Raw genomic sequence first — 20,124 nt, forward strand, 5'->3', positions numbered from 1 at the left:
CAGAGGAAACCTGCATGCGCGTTCCCGTCACCTTCACCCGTCTGGCCGCTTTCACCTGCGCCTGGCTCGTGGCTTGCTCGGCCGTGGCCAGCGAAGAGTCGCAACTCGTCGAGTCGATCAATACCTATCGCAGCCAGCCTCACAAGTGCGCGGGGCAGGTCTCTCAGGAACTGCCGCCACTGACCGCTGATGCGCGCCTGATCTTGCCTTCCGGCAACTTTGGCGACCTGCAGCAAGCGCTGGCCAGCCATGCGTATCCGCTGGTCAATGTGCAGGCCATTAGCCTGTCAGGCCCGCGTGATGCGCAGGCCGCGATGCAAGCCGTTCAAGAGAGCTTCTGCAAGGTGGTTCTCGACCCGCAATTCGTGGACATCGGTGTCAGCCGCAACCAGCGTGAGTGGCGCATCGTGCTGGCACGGCCCTTGTTGACCGGTCGCCTGGGGGATTGGCAAACCGAGGGCCAGAAGGTACTGGCGCTGATCAATACCGCCCGCGCCCAACCGCGCCAATGCGGCACGCAGGCGTTTGCCGCAGCCGCCCCGTTGACCTGGGACGCCACACTGGCCATCGCCGCTGAAAGCCACACACGTGACATGGCCAATACCAATTATTTTGATCACATGAACCGCGATGGCAAAACGCCTGGGGACCGTGCAGAACTGGCGGGCTATAGCGCGCAATGGATCGGGGAAACGATTGCCGCCGGGCAAGACACGCCGAACAAGGTGGTCGATGGCTGGCTGGCCAGCCCCGGGCATTGCGCGAACGTGATGAATCCGCAGTTTCAGGCGCTGGGCGCGGCCTATGCGGTCGATCCGAAAAGTGATGCGGGGATTTACTGGACCGCCCTGTTCGGTACGCCGTGAATCGGCGTCCACTCATTCAGCGGGCGTAGTATCGAAGGGCGTCAAGCGTCACAACTGAAAGTGGCCCCGCCCAACAGTGTGGGTCGGGGCCGCTTTTTTACAGGGCCATATCAGCGGCTGGGTTGCTTGGCGCTGGCTGTGCCGGCGCTTGAGCTGGAGCTTGCTGAGCAGCCGAGGCTGCCGGGATTGCCGGTGGAGGCGTCAGTTGCAGGGTTTCAGCCGTGTAGGCCCATTCCTGCGCAACGCGCTCTGGCGAACCGTTCAGCTTGGTGCCATAGCTCGGTACGATCTGGTGCAGCTTGGCTTGCCACTCAGGCGAGGCCACCTTGTCCTTGAACACGGTTTCGAGCACGGTCAGCATGATCGGTGCCGCAGTGGAGGCACCCGGCGAAGCGCCGAGCAGGCCTGCAATGCTGCCATCTTTGGCGCTGACGATTTCGGTGCCCAGTTTCAGCACGCCGCCCTTCTCTTCGTCACGCTTGATGATCTGCACGCGCTGGCCGGCCTGCCACAGACGCCAGTCTTCAGACTTGGCATTCGGGAAGTACTCTTTCAACGCGTTGAAACGGTCTTCGTCCGACAGCATCAACTGACCGGCCAGGTATTCAACCAAGGGGTATTGTTCGATACCGACTTTGGTCATTGGCCAGAAGTTATGGGTGGTGGTGCTGGTCAACAGGTCGAAGTAAGAACCTTCTTTCAGGAACTTGGTCGAGAACGTCGCGAATGGGCCAAACAGGATCACACGCTTGCCGTCCAGCACGCGGGTGTCCAGGTGAGGCACCGACATCGGTGGCGCGCCAACCGACGCTTTGCCGTAGGCCTTGGCCAAGTGTTGCTCGGCCACCGTCGGGTTCTCGGTCACCAGGAACGAGCCGCCTACCGGGAAGCCTGCGTATTCCTGAGCTTCAGGAATGCCGGACTTCTGCAGCAAGTGCAGCGCACCGCCGCCCGCGCCAATGAACACGAACTTGGCATCGGTCTGGGACTCGGTGCCGTCCTTCAGGTTTTTGTACACCACGCGCCAGCTGCCATCTTCATTGCGCTTGATGTCTTTGACTTCGCTCGACAGGCTCAGCGAGAAGTTAGGCTGGGCTTGCAGGTGAGCGGCGAACTGACGAGTGATTTCGCCGAAGTTCACGTCCGTACCGATCGGCGACCAGGTGGCGGCGATCTTCTGGTTCGGGTCACGCCCTTCCATCATCAGCGGGACCCATTTTTTGATCTGGTCCGGGTCTTCGGAGTACTGCATGCCAGCGAACAGCGGGCTCGCCTGCAGTGCGTCGTAGCGCTTTTTCAGGAACTTGATGTTGTCATCGCCCCACACAAAGCTCATGTGTGGCGTGGAGTTGATGAACGAGCGCGGGTTCTTCAGCACGCCATTCTTGACCTGCCAGGACCAGAACTGACGGGAAATCTGGAACGCTTCATTGATTTCAATGGCTTTCGGGATTTCGACGTTGCCGTTCTTGTCTTCCGGGGTGTAGTTCAGTTCGGCCAGTGCCGAGTGACCCGTACCTGCGTTGTTCCAGCCATTGGAGCTTTCCAGCGCCACACCGTCCAGACGCTCGATCATCTGCATCGAGGTGTTCGGTTCCAGCTCATTGAGCCACACGCCCAATGTGGTGCTCATGATGCCGCCGCCAATCAGCAAGACATCAACGTGTTTGGTCTCGGCTGCCTGCACGGAGGTCAACCCCATGCTCAGCGCGAGGCCCAGTAGCCCCTTGTTCATTTTTTTTAACATGTTGTAGTACCTAAGATAAAACATCATCTACCCGGCACGCGGTTCATGAGCAATACCGGCTCACCACAGGCTGATCGCCTGCAATCGAGCCCTCAGGCCTTGAACGGATAGATGGATAAAGGCCTATGCACAACTATAGACCTCACGTTTATGTACCTTGGGTGCTGATCTCTTATTAATTATTGGCTTCAGCGACTTGGGTGACATTGATGATAAGTGTCAGCTATTGATGGCCACGGCTTGAACGAATTGCCTCCGCCCAGCTCCTTCGCAACCACCAACCGTTTCGCTATTCCCTTGCATCCGACCGCCTCGCGGTTCCTTCCGGGGAACTGCGTGAACATGAGTATTCCGGGTGGCCAGCCTCAAAACCGCGACATTCTACCTCAGGTGGCCCTTTGGGCGAAAACGCATCTTTTGCGGTTTTTTCAGGCAGCTGAATCGTTTGCGACAAGGGGTTGCCCACGATTTGCCGCCCCGCTTCCACACACGGGCGCAATCAACGGCCCGGCCGCGCAAGGCTTGGCGTATGATGGCCGGCTTTTGCGCACTGCCAGCCCACAGGAAGATTCATGTCACTGAACAAACGCAATCAGGCCCAAATCGAACGCCGCCTGGTGAAAGCCCTGACCGAGGCTTGCGAAATCGCCAAACATCAAATCGACGGGTTTGTCTGGCTGACTCACGCGGTCGACTACGACGCATTTCCTGCCAGTCTCAAAGTGGTTTGGGTGTTCGATACGCAAAACAACAAGGACTTTGCCTTGGCCGATGGCGAAGCCGGTTACATGGTCGAGCTGACCGAAAAGGCGTTCGACAAAGCCAATGTCAACGTGCGTAACGTGGCCACCCATGTGTACTTCGATTCCGAGGAAGAATGCCAGCGCACCGACGCCGGGCACTGGCCGCAACGTCTTGCGCGCAAGGGCGCAGGTCGCAAGTAAAACGTGGCCAAGGACATCGAAAACCCGTGCGTGGCCACCTGCAAGCTCAGCGGGGATTTATGCGTGAGCTGCGGGCGCAGCAAAGAAGACATCAGAACGTGGCGGCGCATGAAGCGCCCGGAGAAAATGGCCGCCGTGCAACGCGCCAGTGCCCGCCTGAAAAACCTGCAAAAAAAGAAAGGCTAAGCCGCCTCTGGCCACCGTCACGCGCCAGAGGCTGGGCCGTTCACCGGCTCACGTTAACGCTGACGCAGTGCATTGACGTCACCCTTGCCCGCCGTTTCGCGCAAATATTCTTCCATCGAGTCATCCAGCGCCTGCAACCAGCGCGTGTGATGCGGCACCGCTAACGTGCCGGTCATGACCGAACGGTAGGATTTGTCGCGATAGCCCATGATGTCGCGCTTCTTGTCAGTCTTCCATTTGAGGAAGATCTGATTGACCGCGTCGATATCAAAGGACGGGTAATCCGTGTGTTCGATCAGGTGCTTGATGTAACGGCCCTGGAACTCGTACATCGAAGCGGTGGACTGCAACCCCTCTTCCTGCTCGCGCCACGCGGCACTGTCGGCCTGCATCTCGGACTGTTCAGGCAGGGTGATGCGACCCAGGATGTAATCGCGCACAAACCAGGCCTGGGCATCAAACAGGTTGAAGCTGTACCACAGGTCTTGCATACCGAGGTAAATCAACTGCGGGTTGTGCTCCCAGATCACGCCTTTGTACAACCCCAGCGGCCACAGGCGATTACCGGTTTTGAGGGCCAGCTCATCCGGCAGAAACGCAAAGTGATGCTGATAGCCGGTGCACAGGATGATGGCGTCCACCCGCTTGCTCGACCCATCGGCAAAATACGCGATGTCACCCTCGACCCTGTTCAGCAGCGGACGCTCTTCCCACCCCTTGGGCCATGTGTACCCCATTGGCTGTGTGCGGTAGGTGCTGGTAATTGAGCGCGCGCCGTATTTGTAACATTGGGAGCCGATGTCTTCGGCCGAATAGCTGCTACCCACGATCAGCAGATCCTTGCCCTGAAATTCCGTCGCTTCGCGAAAGTCATGGGCATGCAAAATGCGCCCGGAAAAACGCTCGAACCCGGCAAACGCAGGCACCTGCGGCGTGGAGAAATGCCCGCTGGCCACGATCACGAAATCAAATGTATCGGTCGTGCTTCGCCCGTTGGCGTAGTCGTAGGCGGTCAGAGTGAATTGCCGCGATACGGGGTCAAACGTGACCTGTTTGACCGCCGTATTGAAACGAATGTAATCGCGCACCCCGGCCTTTTTGACCCGGCCCTGAATGTAATCCCACAGCACTTCACGAGGCGGATACGAAGAAATGGGGCGACCGAAGTGCTCATCGAAACTGTAGTCCGCGAACTCCAGGCACTCCTTGGGGCCATTGGACCAAAGGTAACGGTACATGCTGCCGTGCACCGGTTCGCCGTGCTCGTCCAGGCCGGTGCGCCAGGTGTAGTTCCACATGCCGCCCCAGTCGGCCTGCTTTTCGAAACACACCACATCCGGCATGGCCGCCCCCTTTGCATGGGCTGACTGAAAGGCACGCAGTTGCGCCAGACCCGACGGGCCTGCGCCAATAATTGCAACACGAGTAGACATCGAATTCCCTCAACAGATTGAACGCTGAATCAGTGAAAAACCCTCGCGCAAACACGCTCCAAGCGCGTGGCGAGACGGCGGCGATCAGGGATCAAACGGAAGGGGGAGGCACTGCGCGGCTGCGCGGGCGAGTGACTAAAGCGTCTCGCAGCGACGTGGGGGGCAAATGAAAACGCGTCGCCAGGGTCTGGCAGAACGTGGCCACTAAAACAGGCAGGGTGTGCAGCTGGATCGGCCTGGTTCCGTCACTGCGTTGCGCAGGCGGAAGGCCGAAAGGGTCAAAGATACGTGTGGTCTCATGCATGGGGGCTTATTAGCCTCTTTTGGTTATGAATGCCTTTTTAGCTATAACGGATGGAGATAGGGATTACAAGTTTGAAGGGTATTTCAGACACTCTGCCGAGCAGAAAAACAGACCTCAACGCTTGTGGGTGATTTTTTCTAAAATCTGCGAAATCTGCTCGACTGAGTAAGGTTTAGGCAGGAACTCGAAGCCATCGTAACCGTCGAACGCCAGTTCTTCGCTGTAGCCAGAGGCCAGAATGATCGGCAAATCGGGGCGGCGCCTACGCATCTCCCTAGCCATTACTACACCCGTCATGCCCGGCATGACCACATCCGAAAAAACCGCATCAAACGCCATGGCCTGCGGCCCGATCATGTGCAGGGCCTCTTCGGCATGGGTAGCCCAGGCCGTCTCATAACCCAGGTCCTGCATGATCTGCTGGGCAAATCGACCGACCTCAAGGTTATCTTCCACAAGCAACACGCGCGGCTTATCGGCTTCAGGGTCGAGGCAGGCAGGCGCGCACACGCCGGATGCATCGTCCGTCAGCGCCTGCGCGCTGGCTCGCGGCAGGTACAGGGTGAAGACCGTGCCCTGACCGAGGACACTGGCCACGTCCACATTACCGCCGGACTGCTTGGCAAACCCGAACACTTGCGACAGCCCCAGCCCCGTGCCTTTACCTACTTCCTTGGTGGTGAAAAAGGGCTCGAAAATCTGCGTCAGCATGCGCGAGGAAATCCCGATGCCGGTGTCGGTCAGCGAAATGGCCACGAAGGGCTCGTCGGAGCCTGCATGCCCCCGGATCGCGGGCAAGGTGGTGGTGTCATTGAGCCGCAACAGGAGCGTGCCCTGCCCCTCCATGGCATCCCGTGCGTTAAGCGCCATATTGATTAACGCCGTCTCGAACTGGCTGGCATCGGCGCGCACATAGCAGGTCTCGGGCGGCAATTGGACCACGACGTTGATTCTGGCCCCGGTGATGGTCTCCAGCATGTCACCGATGTCACGGATGCGTTGACCGATCTCGAACACCTGCGGGTTGAGCGGCTGGCGCCGGGCAAACGCCAGCAACTGACCGGTCAATTTGCTCGCCCGCTCAACCGTATCCGAGACGGCATTGACATAGCGCTCCCGGCGCACATCCGACAGGTTCGGCATGCGCAGAAAATCCACCGACGAACGAATGATGGTCAGCAGATTGTTGAAATCGTGGGCCACGCCGCCGGTGAGCTGACCGATGGCTTCGAGCTTTTGCGACTGATGCAGCGCCGCCTCGATGTGCAGCAAGCGGGCGCTGCGCTCCTGGACGCGCTCTTCGAGGGTGGTGTTGAGCTGTGCCAGCTCAGCCAGGCCTGCACGCACCGCCGCATCAGCCCGCGCGCGCTCAATGTGCGCCCACGAACGCTCCGTGACTTCACGCAGCAAGGCCACGTCCTGGGGCGACCACAGTCGCGGCGAGGTGTCGTGTATGGCCATCAGCGCAGTCAGGCGTCCGCCCTTGATCAACGGCAGGCAGAGGGTGGCCTTGACGCCCAGCGCGGTGAAACTGGCGGCAGCGTGTGCCGGCAGTTCTGCCTGCGCATCGTTGATCACCAGCGGCTTGCCCGCTTTCAAACGAGACACCGCGTGCTGGCCGAATTCACTCAGGCTGTATTGGCCCACCAGGCGGGTCGCGCCGTCTGCCAGCCAGTTATCGCGAATGAAAAACGTGTCCTCGTCCGCTTCCATATCCGCGTAGGCACAGTGGGTCACGCGCAAAGCATCTGCGAGTGTGCTCATGGTGATGGCGAGAATTTCCTGCGGGTCATGGGCATTGACCACGGCATGGCTGATCGCGTCGAGTACTGACAGTCGCTGGGTCATGTACACCGTCGTTGTGGTCTCGGTCACGGTGTCGAGCATGCCGACCACCTTGCCGGCCGAATCGCGTATCGGGCTGTAGCAGAAGGTGAAATAGGCCAGCTCAGGGCGCTGGCTGCGATGAATCACGACAGGGAAATTTTCGATATACGTCGCTTTACCGGCAAAAGCCAGGTCGGCAATGGGACTGATATCAGGCCAGGCTTCTTTCCAAATATCACTGAACGCCCGCCCGAGCGCCTCTGGCTTGCTGCCCAAAATGGGCACGAACCCGTCGTTGTACAGGGTAATCAGGCATGCGCCCCACACGATGCACTGCGGAAAATGCGAATCCAGCATCAAGGCTACGCTGGTTTTCAACACATCCGGCCACTCGGTCAACGGCCCGAGCGGCGTACTGGCCCAATCATGCGTTCTGATTCGCTCAGCCATCGCGCCATCGTGTTGAAGCCAGTCAGTCATTACGCCGTTACTCTGATTACTGCCATTGATCGGTGAAACGCCGCCGATGATAAGCCAGCCGCACAATTTGTGCCTGACTTGACGCCGGATAACCGTGCAACCTTTGTCATACTTTGAGACAACCGCATGACCATACAGGTTCTACTCATGCAGCTCGCGGGCTAACATGCCGCGCTACGACTAATGGCCATCCGCCGTTAGCGACCTGAATCAACAGTCATGACAGAGGGATTGAACGGTGAAAATTGTACTTGCGTTGTTATTGAGTGCGGCAACCCTGCTGGCTCAGGCAGCCAATGTGGGCGATACATTGACGCCGTGGACGCTTAATGACCAGTTCGACCAGCCTTATACCCTCGACCAGAACACCCGGATCCTGTTGGTCGCGCGCGACATGAAGGCCGCTCAAATGGTCAAGGCGGCGATTGAAGACCAGCCAAAAGGTTACCTGGAAGCCCGCCATGCGGTGTTTCTTGCCGATGTCCACGGGATGCCCTCGCTGATCGGCAAGCTGTTCGCCATTCCCTCCATGAAGGGATACAACTACCGCGTCGTGCTGGACCGTGACGGCAAAATTGCCGACCAATACCCCGGCGCCAAAGAGCAAATCCTGTTGTTGCAGCTGGACAACGGAAAACTGGTGTCACAGCAGGCCTTTACCACCGCCACGGCATTGCGCGAAGCGCTGGATAACGCACCGACCCGCTGATTGACAGCCCCCCCGACTCGCACAGACGCCGCCCAGCCGGTAAAGGCAACGCGGCGCCTTTGTGCGTATTGAGCTTTGCTTCAATTCAAAGCCCCCGTCCGTTCCACGTAAAGATCTCGACACTTTCAACACTCGGACAGCACCGAGGGTCATCCGGGCCACGGGGTAAGGTGTTCACGGCAGGTGGCGCGCTACCCAACCACCCCGGCCCGCAAAAAGCCCAGTACGTGACGGGTGAACAGCGCAGCGTCCTCAACGTTTGACAGATGGGCCGCGTGCAGCACCTCGCACGCGGCACCGCGTATACGCTCAGCCATAAACCGCCCGTCCTCCACAGTGGTGACGGCATCCTGCGAACCGCACACGATCAACACCGGCACCTCAATACGACCCACGTGCTCGCGGAAGTCGGCATCGCGCACGGCAGCACAGTTGGCGGCATAACCCTGGGGCGAGGTGTGGGCCAGCATGTCGACAATGCGCTCAACCCGATCGGGGTGGGCCAAGGCGAATTCAGGGGTAAACCAGCGGGCCACCGAACCGTCACGCAGCCCGCGCATGGCCGCCGCGCCTTCACGCACAACGGTTTCGATACGCGGATTCCACCCATCGGGGCTGCCGATCTTCGCGGCGGTATTGCACAGCACCACGCGGTGCAAACGCTGCGGTGCATGGATCGCCAGCCACTGGCCAATCAAGCCCCCCATGCTGAGGCCGCAAAAAAATGCCCGCTCAATCTGCAGCGCGTCCAGCAATGCCACCACATCATGGCCATTCTGCTCGATGCTGTAAGGGCCCTGCGTCACCCGCGATTGACCGTGCCCACGGGTGTCGTAGCGCAACACCCTGAAATGCCCGGTGAACGCTGCCATTTGCGCCTCCCACATGTGCAGGTCAGTGCCCAACGAGTTGGACAACACCAACACCGGGGCGTCTTGCGGACCTTCAAGGCGGTAATTGAGTGGGCCGTTGACCCGGTTTGCTTCAGACATACAGCACTCCAGAAGGGAGGAATTTTCGACGACGACTGCCGTTCCAGGGACTCGAACCGGCAGCTCACACGCGTTCTACGGCCAACGCCAGCCCTTGGCCGACCCCCACACACATCGTTGCCAGCCCATATTTGCCGCCGTATTTATGCAGATGGTGCACCGCCGTCAGCACCAAACGATTCCCGCTCATGCCCAGCGGGTGACCGAGGGCAATCGCGCCACCGTTCGGGTTGACCCGCGCATCGTCGTCAGCCAACCCCCAGGCACGGGTCACGGCCAGGCTTTGAGCTGCAAACGCTTCATTGAGCTCAATCACGTCGAAGTCGTGAATGCCTAATCCAAGACGCGTCAATAAGGTGCGCACCGCAGGTAATGGCCCGACGCCCATGATGCGCGGCAGCACCCCACCGCTGGCCATGCCCAGCACTTTGGCACGTGGCGTCAACCCATACTTGGCCACCGCGTCGGCCGACGCCAGCACCATGGCGCAGGCACCATCGTTTAGGCCCGACGCATTGCCCGCCGTGACCGTTTGCCCCGGGCCGTTGACCGGCTTGAGCGTTTCCAGTGCAGTAAGGGTTGACCCGGCGCGCGGGTGCTCATCGGCTTCAATAACCGTCTCGCCGTGTTTGCCCGGGATGACCACCGGCACGATTTCTTCGGCAAAATAGCCCGCCGCGCTGGCCTGGGCGGCACGTTGCTGGCTGCGCAGGGCGAAGGCGTCCTGGTCGGCGCGGCTGATAGCGTATGCGTGGGCCACGTTATCGCCCGTGACCGGCATGCTGTCCACGCCATACTCGGCCCGCAGGGCCGGATTGACGAAGCGCCAGCCCAACGTGGTGTCTTCGAGTCGTTGTGTACGCCCAAAGGCGCTGTCGGCCTTGCCCATCACATAGGGGGCACGGGTCATGGACTCGACCCCGGCCGCGATGGCCAGCGTCATTTCACCACTGGCAATGGCGCGGAACGCAGCCCCCACCGCTTCCATGCCCGAGGCACACAACCGATTGAGGGTGACGCCCGGCACGCTGGCAGGCAGGCCGGCGAGCAGCAGCGCCATGCGCGCCACGTTGCGGTTATCTTCACCCGACTGGTTCGCACAGCCCATGAACACTTCGTCCACTGCCGACCAATCCACCTGCGGGTTGCGCTGCATCAAGGCGTGTAACGGGATGGCCGCCAGGTCATCCGCCCGCACCGGGGCCAGCCCACCATTCAAGCGACCAATCGGCGTGCGAATGGCGTCACAAATGAACACCTCGCGGCTCATTCCTCACCGCCCTGCTGCCCGTGGGCAGCGGCAGTGCGGGCTTCAAGGTCACGCAGTGCGGCCAGTTCTTCAACCGTGGGCGCCCGCGTGGTGGCCACCTCGGTGGCAAAGCGCACCGGCCAACCGGTGCTGTCAATCACCTGTTCGCGGGTCACCCCCGGGTGCAGCGACGTGACGATAAATTCGTGGCTGCCCGCTTCCGGCTCCATGATGCACAGGTCGGTGATGATCGCCACCGGCCCCTGGCCCGGCAACCCGAGACGCGTGCGGTGATCCCCCCCTTCGCCATGCCCCACGGAGGTGATGAACGCAAGCTTCTCGACGAAGGTGCGGTGCCCCTGTTTGAGCATGATCAACACCTTTTTGGCGCTGCCCGCGATTTCCGGCGCGCCCCCGGCCCCAGGCAAACGCACGCGGGGCTGGTGATAGTCGCCAATAACCGTGGTGTTGATATTGCCGAACTTGTCGACTTGAGCGGCACCGAGAAACCCCACATCGATGCGCCCGCCTTGCAGCCAGTAACGGAAGATCTCACCGGTGGGCACGACCGTGTCAGCGGTTTCGGCCAGCTCGCCGTCCCCGATGGACAGCGGCAGCACGGTGGGTTTCGCGCCGATCGGGCCGGATTCGTAAATCAGCACGACCTCGGGGGCGTGGGTCAAACGTGCCAGATTGGCCGCCTTCGAAGGCAAGCCAATGCCGACAAAACACACACTGCCGTTACCCAGATGACGGGCCGCCGCAACGGTCATCATTTCGTTGGTATTGAAGTCGTTCATCACTTGGCCCCTGCGGTTACTTTCGCCTGAAACTGTTCAAAATCTTCAGTGCCACGGATGTATTCATTGATCCAGGCAGTAAACGTCTCACGGTCGCGGGCGATAGCGTCCCACGCCTGATAGAAGCGATTGTCACGCTCGTAATACCCGTGGGCGTAAGACGGATGAGCGCCACCGGGCACCACGCAGACCGCACTCAGCGCCCAGCCTGGCAAGACACAGGCATTCATTGGCGCGTGCAGGTCCTCCACGATTTCTTCAACCGTCACGATGCAACGCCTGGCCGCCAGGGCCGCTTCTTTTTGAACACCGAGGATGCCTTGAATCAGTACGTTGCCTTTGCGGTCGGCTTTCTGGGCGTGGATCACGCTCACCTGTGGACGCACGCTCGGAACGGTGGCCAATTGCTCGCCGGTGTAGGGGCACTGGATAAATTTGATGTCGGGATTGACCTTCACCAAATCCGACCCCTGATAACCACGCAGCACCGCAAACGGCAGGTTTGACGCACCTGCCACATACGCATTGGCCATGGCCGCATGGCTGTGCTCGCTGATTTCCAGTGGCTGCGGCCAGCCTTTTTCAACGGCATCACGCAGCCGATGCAGAGAGCCGACGCCAGGGTTTCCGCCCCATGAAAAAATCAGTTTTTTGGCGCAACCGGCGCCAATCAGCAAGTCGTAGACCAGATCAGGCGTCATGCGAATCAACGTCAGGTTTTTCTTGCCTTGACGGATGATCTCGTGAGAAGCGGCAGTCGGAATCAGGTGGGTAAACCCTTCAAGCGCAAGGGTGTCGCCATCATTCACAAAGCGCTCGACGGCTTCGCGCAGGGAAAGAATCTCAGCCATGGTGATCTCGATGGTGTCCAGGACGCAGCAAGGCGTCAGGTGGATAAAAAGTAGGCTCGGGGCGCCTGCCATCCAGGCGATAAACGACTACGGGTTCGATAATCGGACACACAAACCTGATCAGGCAGCGCACCGGGCCCGTACGTTAATCACGCGGGTCATGGCGCCTCGCAGCAGGCGCAGTGGGCAACTTCGGGGGCCGCCCACTGGCCGGCCGGATCAGGCCTGTTGCAAGGCGCGAGGGCGCTGGCTGCGCTGCTCGGCGTCAACGTGGGGTGCCTGTAGCAACTGGAAATCGAATGTCAATTCAGCGAAGCGCACACCCTGCACACCCCGCTCACGGGCCGCGGTCGGGTTTTCGACGAAGCTAATGTCCCCCACCAGCCCCTCTCGGGTGGCATAGGCGAAGTCATCCCAGAGGTAGGCTTCACCCGACAAATTGATCTGTGTGGTCAAGTGCCGATGACCCGGCGCCGAGATGAAGAAATGAATATGCGCCGGGCGCTGGCCGTGGCGCCCCAGCATGTTCAGGCACTCTTGAGTCGGTCCGTCGGGTGCACAGCCGTACCCGCTGGGCACGATGCTGCGGGCGCGGTAACGGCCTTCGGCGTCGGTGACGATGCGTCGGCGCAAGTTGTACGGCGTCTGACTCTTGTCGAAGTAAGAGTAGTTACCCTGGGTATTGGCATGCCACAGGTCGACCACCGCCCCGGCCACCGCACGGCCTTGGTTGTCGCGCACCACGCCTTCCAGAAACATCACCGTGGCGTGATCCAGTTCACTGCCGTCGTCCATGCGCACTTCGCCCTCGCCCATGGGCGCACCCTCCACATACAACGGGCCTTCGATGGTGCGCGGTGTGCCACCGGTCAGGCCTGCTTCAGCGTCTTTGGCATCTTGCAAGACATCGAGAAAGTGCTCCAGGCCCAACCCCGGCACCAGCAAGCCCGCTTCATTGCGCCCGCCCAGCCGGTTGAGGTAGTCCACGGCGAACCAGAACTCGTTGTCGGTGATGTCCAGGTCTTCAATGACCTTGGCCAGGTCGTTGATGATGCGCAACAGGATGGCTTTGACGCGCGGGTTGCCCTGGTCGTTGTTGAGACCCGCCGCTTCGTTGAACAGGCGCTGAATCTCGGCAGTGTGGCTGACGTTAACGGTCATGGGGGTTACCTCATTTTTTTGTTATGGGCGAAATCAACGGTCGTCTTCGCGGATCGAGGACGGGTGCCGACACAGCGGCGTCACCTCAATGTCCATGTAGGGAAACAGCGGTAGGCGCATCAAGGTGTCGTGCAGCGCCTGCACACTCTCTACGTCAAATACGCTGTAGTTGGCGTAGTGCCCGGCGATGCGCCACAAGTGACGCCACGTGCCTTCACGCATCAGGCGCCCGGCCAGTGCTTTCTCATCGGCCTTAAGGGTTGCGGCTTTGGCCGGGTCCATGTCCACCGGCAGTTTTACGGTCATCTTTACGTGGAACAACATGTGCGGCTCCTCTGGGTCAGTGACGGGTAAAGAACGCCAGGCGCTCTTCATCGAGGCTCAGGCCAAGGCCCGGCGTGCGGGGAACGTGCAAGGCAAAATCGCGATAAACCGGCGGTTCGGTGACGATGTCTTCGGTGAGCAGCAAGGGGCCGAACAACTCCGTGCCCCAGCTCAGCTGCCGCAGGGTCAAAAAGGCGTGGGCCGAGGCCAGGGTGCCGATGGCCCCTTCGAGCATGGTGCCGCCGTACAGCGCAATGCCCGCCGCTTCGGCAATCGCCGCCGTGCGCAGCACCGCACGCGGGCCGCCGTTTTTCGCGATTTTCAGGGCGAAGATGCTCGCCGCGCCGTCAGCAGCGAGGCTAAAGGCGTCTTCGACGCTTTCGATCGATTCGTCCGCCATGATCGGCGCCGGGCTGCGCTGGTTCAGGCGCACTTGCCCGGCGCGGTTGATGCGCGCAATGGGCTGTTCGATCAGGTCGATGCCGTTGTTGCCCAGCACTTGGCAAGCGCGAATGGCCCGGGATTCGTCCCACGACTGATTCACGTCCACCCGCACACTGGCGCGGTCGCCCAGCGCGTGCTTGATGGCGATCACGTGCTTGAGGTCCTGTTCCACCGAATTGGCGCCGATCTTGAGCTTGAAAATCCGGTGACGGCGCAGGTCAAGCATGTGCTGCGCTTCGGCGATATCGCGCCCTGTGTCGCCACTGGCCAAGGTCCAGGCCACCTCAAGGCTGTCGCGCACGCGCCCGCCCAGTAACTCACTCACCGCCAGCCCCATGCGCTTGCCCTGGGCATCGAGCAGCGCGCTTTCCAGCCCGGATTTGGCGAACGTGTTGCCTTTGACCACCTTGTCCAGGCGCAGCATCGCCGCGTTGATGTTGGCCGCGTCCTGGCCTACCAACAACGGGGCCAAATGACTGTCGATGTTCTGCTTGATGCTCTCCGGGCTTTCGTTGCCATAGGCCAGGCCACCGATGGTGGTCGACTCACCGATGCCTTCGATGGCATCGCTGCACTGCACGCGGATCACGACCAGCGTCTGCTGATGCAGGGTGTGCATGGCCAATGTGTGCGGGCGTATGGTGGGCAGGTCGACGATAACGGCCGACACACGTTCGATCAGGACTTGGCTCATTTCAGGGTTCTCTGTTGTGTGAGTTAAAGAGGGCCAGGCCCTGGCGGCGCCTGACACTGCTGACGGACCGGTACACACCCGGCTAGCCCTGATCGCCGCCGCCGACGGGCAAGGTCACGCCGGTGATGTACGCGGCGTCGTCGCTGGCCAGGAACAAAATCGCGCCCGCTTGCTCATCCATCGTGCCGTAGCGCTTCATTTGGCTGCTGCTGAGGGTTTGATCGACGATTTGCTGGTACCAGATTTTTTCCTGTTCGGTCTGCACGGCGGCGTTTCGCGGGATTCGCCGTGGCGGTGCCTCGGTTCCGCCCGGCGCGGTGGCGTTGACCCGGATCCCGCGCTCGGCCGTTTCAAACGCCAGGCATGCCGTGAGGGCGTTCACCCCGCCCTTGGCAGCGCCGTAGGGCACGCGATTGATGCTGCGGGTGGCAATGGAAGACACGTTGACGATGGCGCCTGCGCCCTGTTCAAGCATCTGCGGCAAGGCGGCATGGCAGCACCACAAGGTCGGGAACAACGAACGGCGCACTTCGGCCTCGATTTCAGAGGCCTGATAGTGCTCGAACGGTTTGGCCCAAATGGTGCCGCCGACGTTGTTGATCAGGATGTCCAGACGCCCGAAACGTTCGACTGCCGCCGCCATCACCCGCTGGCATTCAGCGAATTGTTCAAGGTCGGCGGTCAGGGTCAGCACGTCAGTCTCTCGCGCCCCGGCATCACCCCGTTCATGCACCAGCGGCGAACGGTCGACCAGCACCAATTGCGCGCCCTCTTGCCCCAGGCGCTCGGCCACACGCCGACCGATGCCTTGGGCGGCGCCCGTGACAACGGCAACCTTATGTTGAAAACGCATATTCATGGTCCTGACCTCGGTAAAAGTCGGTGGGCGATCCGGCAAACGAACCGCACACCGCGTCGCGATTAAACAAGCCCGCTGAACCAGCAAGGGGCCGTGAAGAAGGACGCTCAGGCGCTGGCGGCGAATTTCTCGTAGTAGAAGTTCGCAGGCTCAATGGCGTGCTCGCGCAGGTAGCGGCTGACGGCTTCGACCATCGGCGGCGGACCACACAGGTAAACGTCCACCTCCCCCTCGTTCAGGTGCGCAGGCGCAATGTGTTGGGTGACGTACCCCTTGAGCGGGTGCGTGCTGTCCGGGTTGGCGACGCAGACGCTGTAGGTGAAGTTGGCGATGCGTGCGGCCATGGCCTGCAAGGTGTCCACTTGCACCACATCCACGTCATTGCTCACGCCGTAGATCAAGTGCACGGGGTGGACGCTGCCCTGCTCGGCGATTTTTTCCAGCATGGCGGTGAGCGGCGCCAGCCCCGTGCCCCCGGCCAGCAGCAACAGCGGCCGCTTGATTTCCCGCAGGTAGAAACTGCCCAGGGGGCCGGCCAGGGTCATGGTGTCGCCGACCGCTGCCTGCCCGGTCAAAAAACCGCTCATCAACCCGCCGGGCACATTGCGGATCAAGAAGCTGACTTCACCGCCCTTTTGCAACGTGCTGAACGAATAGGCACGGGTTTGTTCGCTACCAGGCACGCTGAGATTGACGTATTGGCCCGGCAGAAATGCCAGGTTGCACAGGGCCTCGCCCTTGAGGGACAGGGCGATGGTGCTTTCGGAAAGCTGGCGAACGGCGCTGATAGGCGCCTCAAACGTGGCCTGTCGGGTTTTGCACACCTCGCTGGAGGCGGGCACGCGCACCACGCAGTCGCTTTCGGCGCGCATCTGGCAAGTCAATACGAAACCTTGTTGCGCTTCTTCTTCGCTCAAGGCGTCTTCAACGTAGTCTTCGCCAAGGTCGTACTGACCGGACTCCGCGAAGCACTTGCAGGCACCGCAAGCGCCGTCGCGGCAATCGAGCGGGATGTTGATGCCCTGGCGGTAGGCCGCATCGGCAACCGTTTCGCCCACAGTGGCATCAATAAAACGGGTCACGCCGTCTTCAAAATTCAGTGCGATCTTGTGGCTCATGGCACGCCTCGCTTAACACAGTAAGAGGTCAAACCGCTGGCGGAGCTTGATGCGCGCAGGGGCACCCGGGGCGGCGGCAAGAACGCCTGTTCTGCTCGCCGCTGAGGCAGGCCTGCGCGGGCTCCACCTCGGGGTTACAGGTGGTACACGTCGATGATCTGACGCACGTAATCGTTCTTCAGGACCACTTTCTTGGCCTTGATCAGCGGGTTGGGCCCGCGGGTGTCCAAGGTGTAAAAGCTGGTGCCGTAAAAATGATCGACGACCTTGTAGCGAAAGCTCAGGGTGTGCCAGTTGAACCGCAGCTTGCACAGGCCATCCGCTTGCCCGATCAGCTCGATGTTGCTGATGTTGTGCGAGGTGCGGGTGTCAGGCACCGTGGCGCTGGAGCGTTCGGTGCGGATGCGGAACACGCGGTCTTCCAGGCCGCTGCGGTTGGCGTACCAGATCAACGAGATGTCGGTCTGCGGGTTTTCCACTAATTGGTCACGATCGTCCCAGGCGGGCATCCAGAAACTGGCGTCACGGGCGTACATCTCCAGCCAATCGTCCCACTGCTTGTCGTCCAGGTAGCGCGCCTCACGGTAGAGGAAGTCACGCGCGGCTTCGTAGGTCAGGCTCATTTACGCGCCCTCCACGTGAATCATCGAGTCCTGGCGGTGCGTGAGCGCCTTGATCATCTGCTGCTGCCAGTACGTGTGCTGCAACACGAACAAGCCTTCGTCTTCCGTGCGCATGCCGCTCATCAACGGGTGCAGGTCGATTTCCTTTGCCGATTCATCGGCGCCATCGACCCAATGCTCGCTGCCCCGGGACATGTCATTCCATTCCATGGCGCGACCGGCAAAGCCTTGTTGGCAGGCGCGGAACTCTTCCAGATCGTCCGGCGTGGCCATGCCACTGACGTTGAAGAAATCTTCGTATTGACGAATGCGTTTGGCACGCGAGTCGGCGCTCTCGCCTTTGGGCGCGATGCAATAGATGGTGACCTCGGTCTTGTCGACCGCCAGCGGCCGGGCAACGCGCAGTTGCGAGCCGAACTGGTCCATCAGGTACAGGTTGGGGTACAGGCACAGGTTGCGTGAATTCCCGATCATCCAGTCCGCGCGTGCCTCACCGAACTCACCGGCCAGGCGGTCTCGCTCAGCGAACATCGGCCGGTCTTCGGGGTTGTCCCAGCGCGTCCACAGCAGCAAGTGGCCATGTTCAAACGAGTAAAACCCGCCGCCTTTTTTGCCCCAGCCGCCCGCGCTCATGGCACGAATGTCATCACCCGCCTCTTTGAGTTTGCGCTGCTGCTGGGTCGCGGCGTAGTTCCAGTGCACGGCCGACACGTGGTAACCGTCTGCGCCGTTCTCGGCCTGCAACTTCCAGTTACCTTCGTACACGTAGGTCGATGACCCGCGCAGCACTTCCAGGCCGTCGGCCGACTGATCGACCACCATGTCGATGATTTTTTTCGACTCGCCCAGAAAGACTTCCAGCGGCGCGACATCAGCGCGCAGGCTGGCGAACAAGAAGCCCCGGTATGACTCAAACCGCGCCACTTTCTTCAAGTCATGGGAACCGTCGCAGTCAAAGCTTTCGGGGTAGCCGGCGTGCTTGGGGTCTTTGACTTTGAGCAGCTTGCCCGAGTTATTGAATGTCCAGCCGTGGAACGGGCAGGTGTAGGTCGCCTTGTTGCCGCTTTTGAAGCGACACAGCATGGCACCGCGATGGCTGCAAGCGTTGATAAACGCATTGAGCTCACCCGCCTTGTTGCGCGCGATAACAATCGGCTGACGCCCCATGTAGGTGGTGTAGTAGTCGTTGTTCTGCGCGATTTGGCTCTCATGCGCCACGTACAACCAGTTGCCTTCGAAGAGGTGTTCCATCTCCAGATCAAACAACCGCGGGTCGGTGAACATTTCGCGCTTACAGCGGAAGATGCCTTTCTCTTTATCGTCTTGCAGCAGGCTGTTCAGGTAGTCGAGTCCCAGGTTCATGGCCATGGCTCCGTTATTATTGTTTCAACGGAATGAAGGCTACGTGGCTCGCTGGCGCGGCAATATCCGCTTTGCGCACAACCTCTATCCGTTTACTGCACACCTCACGGCAGGCAGACAAACGGGCGGTGATGACTGACACAAAAAGGACGTCGGCCCTGGACAGACCGACGATGCGGCTACACCGAAGGGTTCGGTGCCTTTTGCCGGCGCAGGGTGTCGGAAGGTAATTCGCCAAAGGCATTTTTGTAGCTTTCGGAAAACCGGCCCAAATGAACAAACCCATAATCGAGCGCCACTTGCGTCACGTTGCGCACACGCGAGGCCGGGTCGGTAAGGCTTGAACGGATTTGTTCGAGCTTCTTCTGGCGGATAAAACTCTTGGGCGTGGTGCCCGTGTGTCGCTCAAACAAGGCATACAACGAGCGTGGGCTGCTGTGGGCCAAGCGCGCCAGCTGCTCAACGCTGATGTCGTGTTTCAGGTTGGCTTCAATAAAGTGCAGGATGCGCTCGAAACTGGCGGCACCCTGTTCGAGTGGCAGGCGACTGACGTTGCTGTCCAGCAGCGTGAGCAATTTGGCGCAGAGGATGCGTGTGAATTGCTCTTGCACTTGCTGCAACGTGTGGGTGCTTTCCGCTTCGACACACACCAACTGCAACAACCCCTGAAAACCCTCTAGCTGATGCAGGTTGTACCGGGGTTTGAAACGAATACCGTCTTCGGGAGGCTGCCAGTGATGGTCGCGGCAGGTTTTATCCAGCAGCGACGAAGGCAGTTTGATGATGAATTTTTCGCAGTCAGCGGAATACGTGAGGTCGACCGGATCATCCGGGTTAATCAGCAGCAACTCACCGGGGCTGAACGGGTGCTTCTCACCGCCGCCGCGCCAGAGGCAATGGCCCTGCAACAAAACCTGCAGGTGGTAAACGGTCTCCAGCGCGGGTGAAGTCACCTGCACACTGCCACCGTAGCTGATGCGACACAGGTCAAGGCTGGCGAACTTGCGATGGTTTAGCGAAGCCGCCGGCTGGCCGAGCCTCGGCATGCGGATATCGTGCATTCCCATGTGTTCATTGACGTAACTGGACACCACGTGCGGGTCAGCACGGTCGAACACACTACTGGTGTGACTGAGCAGGCAACTGTTCAT

19 protein-coding genes are annotated in these 20,124 nt (G+C 60.4%); 4 read left to right on the forward strand and 15 right to left on the reverse strand.

Going from position 1 to position 20,124, the window contains the following annotated elements; translation table 11 throughout:
* The first annotated feature begins 14 nt into the window (after positions 1-14).
* Positions 15-866, forward strand: coding sequence for a CAP domain-containing protein (locus BKD70_RS19585; RefSeq protein ID WP_047275663.1), 852 nt, complete (start codon positions 15-17; stop codon positions 864-866).
* 97 nt (positions 867-963) lie between these two features.
* Here BKD70_RS19585 and mqo read toward each other — a convergent pair whose 3' ends face one another.
* Positions 964-2,613 (reverse strand): malate dehydrogenase (quinone), encoded by a 1,650-nt coding sequence (gene mqo / locus BKD70_RS19590; RefSeq protein WP_047275666.1) that lies wholly within the window; start codon positions 2,611-2,613, stop codon positions 964-966.
* Positions 2,614-3,185: 572 nt separating this feature from the next.
* On the opposite strand from mqo, the gene BKD70_RS19595 reads away from it, so the two are divergent.
* Together BKD70_RS19595 and BKD70_RS19600 are read left to right on the forward strand one after the other, a co-directional pair.
* Positions 3,186-3,557 carry a hypothetical protein gene (locus tag BKD70_RS19595; protein WP_047275668.1) on the forward strand — a complete coding sequence of 124 codons (372 nt, stop codon included), beginning with the start codon at positions 3,186-3,188 and terminating at the stop codon, positions 3,555-3,557.
* Positions 3,558-3,560: 3 nt separating this feature from the next.
* On the forward strand, positions 3,561-3,743 hold the full coding sequence (locus BKD70_RS19600; protein WP_047275669.1) for a DUF1289 domain-containing protein: 183 nt from the start codon (positions 3,561-3,563) through the stop codon (positions 3,741-3,743).
* A gap of 53 nt (positions 3,744-3,796) precedes the next feature.
* On the opposite strand, the gene BKD70_RS19605 is transcribed toward BKD70_RS19600, so the two are convergent.
* Together BKD70_RS19605 and BKD70_RS19610 are read right to left on the reverse strand one after the other, a co-directional pair.
* Entirely contained in the window at positions 3,797-5,176 is a 1,380-nt protein-coding gene (locus tag BKD70_RS19605) for an NAD(P)-binding domain-containing protein (protein ID WP_047275672.1), read from the reverse strand.
* Positions 5,177-5,594: 418 nt separating this feature from the next.
* Positions 5,595-7,787: a GAF domain-containing protein gene (locus BKD70_RS19610; protein ID WP_047276162.1), complete on the reverse strand. Its 2,193-nt coding sequence runs from the start codon at positions 7,785-7,787 to the stop codon at positions 5,595-5,597.
* A gap of 238 nt (positions 7,788-8,025) precedes the next feature.
* On the opposite strand from BKD70_RS19610, the gene BKD70_RS19615 reads away from it, so the two are divergent.
* Positions 8,026-8,496 carry a hypothetical protein gene (locus BKD70_RS19615; RefSeq protein ID WP_047275674.1) on the forward strand — a complete coding sequence of 157 codons (471 nt, stop codon included), beginning with the start codon at positions 8,026-8,028 and terminating at the stop codon, positions 8,494-8,496.
* Between the two features lie 191 nt (positions 8,497-8,687).
* Here BKD70_RS19615 and pcaD read toward each other — a convergent pair whose 3' ends face one another.
* The 12 genes from pcaD to BKD70_RS19675 form a co-directional block, all read right to left on the reverse strand.
* A complete protein-coding gene (gene pcaD / locus BKD70_RS19620) occupies positions 8,688-9,488 on the reverse strand; it encodes a 3-oxoadipate enol-lactonase (protein WP_047275677.1) in 801 nt (266 codons plus the stop codon).
* A gap of 64 nt (positions 9,489-9,552) precedes the next feature.
* Positions 9,553-10,758: a 3-oxoadipyl-CoA thiolase gene (gene pcaF, locus BKD70_RS19625; RefSeq protein WP_047275679.1), complete on the reverse strand. Its 1,206-nt coding sequence runs from the start codon at positions 10,756-10,758 to the stop codon at positions 9,553-9,555.
* Positions 10,755-11,537: a CoA-transferase subunit beta gene (locus tag BKD70_RS19630; protein WP_047275680.1), complete on the reverse strand. Its 783-nt coding sequence runs from the start codon at positions 11,535-11,537 to the stop codon at positions 10,755-10,757. The genes pcaF and BKD70_RS19630 overlap by 4 nt, the downstream gene beginning before the upstream one ends.
* Positions 11,537-12,388, reverse strand: a complete 852-nt coding sequence (locus tag BKD70_RS19635; protein ID WP_047276164.1) for a CoA transferase subunit A — start codon at positions 12,386-12,388, stop codon at positions 11,537-11,539. The genes BKD70_RS19630 and BKD70_RS19635 overlap by 1 nt, the downstream gene beginning before the upstream one ends.
* Before the next feature lie 219 nt (positions 12,389-12,607).
* Positions 12,608-13,549: a catechol 1,2-dioxygenase gene (gene catA / locus BKD70_RS19640; RefSeq protein ID WP_047275682.1), complete on the reverse strand. Its 942-nt coding sequence runs from the start codon at positions 13,547-13,549 to the stop codon at positions 12,608-12,610.
* Positions 13,550-13,582: 33 nt separating this feature from the next.
* A complete protein-coding gene (catC, locus tag BKD70_RS19645) occupies positions 13,583-13,873 on the reverse strand; it encodes a muconolactone Delta-isomerase (RefSeq protein WP_047275685.1) in 291 nt (96 codons plus the stop codon).
* Between the two features lie 16 nt (positions 13,874-13,889).
* Positions 13,890-15,011, reverse strand: a complete 1,122-nt coding sequence (locus BKD70_RS19650; RefSeq protein ID WP_047275686.1) for a muconate cycloisomerase family protein — start codon at positions 15,009-15,011, stop codon at positions 13,890-13,892.
* Between the two features lie 82 nt (positions 15,012-15,093).
* Positions 15,094-15,870, reverse strand: coding sequence for a 1,6-dihydroxycyclohexa-2,4-diene-1-carboxylate dehydrogenase (locus BKD70_RS19655; protein ID WP_047275688.1), 777 nt, complete (start codon positions 15,868-15,870; stop codon positions 15,094-15,096).
* A 107-nt stretch (positions 15,871-15,977) separates the two neighbouring features.
* Entirely contained in the window at positions 15,978-16,988 is a 1,011-nt protein-coding gene (benC, locus tag BKD70_RS19660; RefSeq protein ID WP_047275690.1) for a benzoate 1,2-dioxygenase electron transfer component BenC, read from the reverse strand.
* 134 nt (positions 16,989-17,122) lie between these two features.
* Positions 17,123-17,611, reverse strand: coding sequence for a benzoate 1,2-dioxygenase small subunit (gene benB, locus BKD70_RS19665; protein ID WP_047275692.1), 489 nt, complete (start codon positions 17,609-17,611; stop codon positions 17,123-17,125).
* Positions 17,612-18,973, reverse strand: coding sequence for a benzoate 1,2-dioxygenase large subunit (gene benA / locus BKD70_RS19670; protein ID WP_047275694.1), 1,362 nt, complete (start codon positions 18,971-18,973; stop codon positions 17,612-17,614).
* Between the two features lie 179 nt (positions 18,974-19,152).
* Entirely contained in the window at positions 19,153-20,124 is a 972-nt protein-coding gene (locus tag BKD70_RS19675) for an AraC family transcriptional regulator (RefSeq protein ID WP_047275696.1), read from the reverse strand.

The sequence above is a fragment of the Pseudomonas sp. BS-2016 genome (assembly GCF_001806145.1).
GTDB lineage: Bacteria > Pseudomonadota > Gammaproteobacteria > Pseudomonadales > Pseudomonadaceae > Aquipseudomonas > Aquipseudomonas lundensis.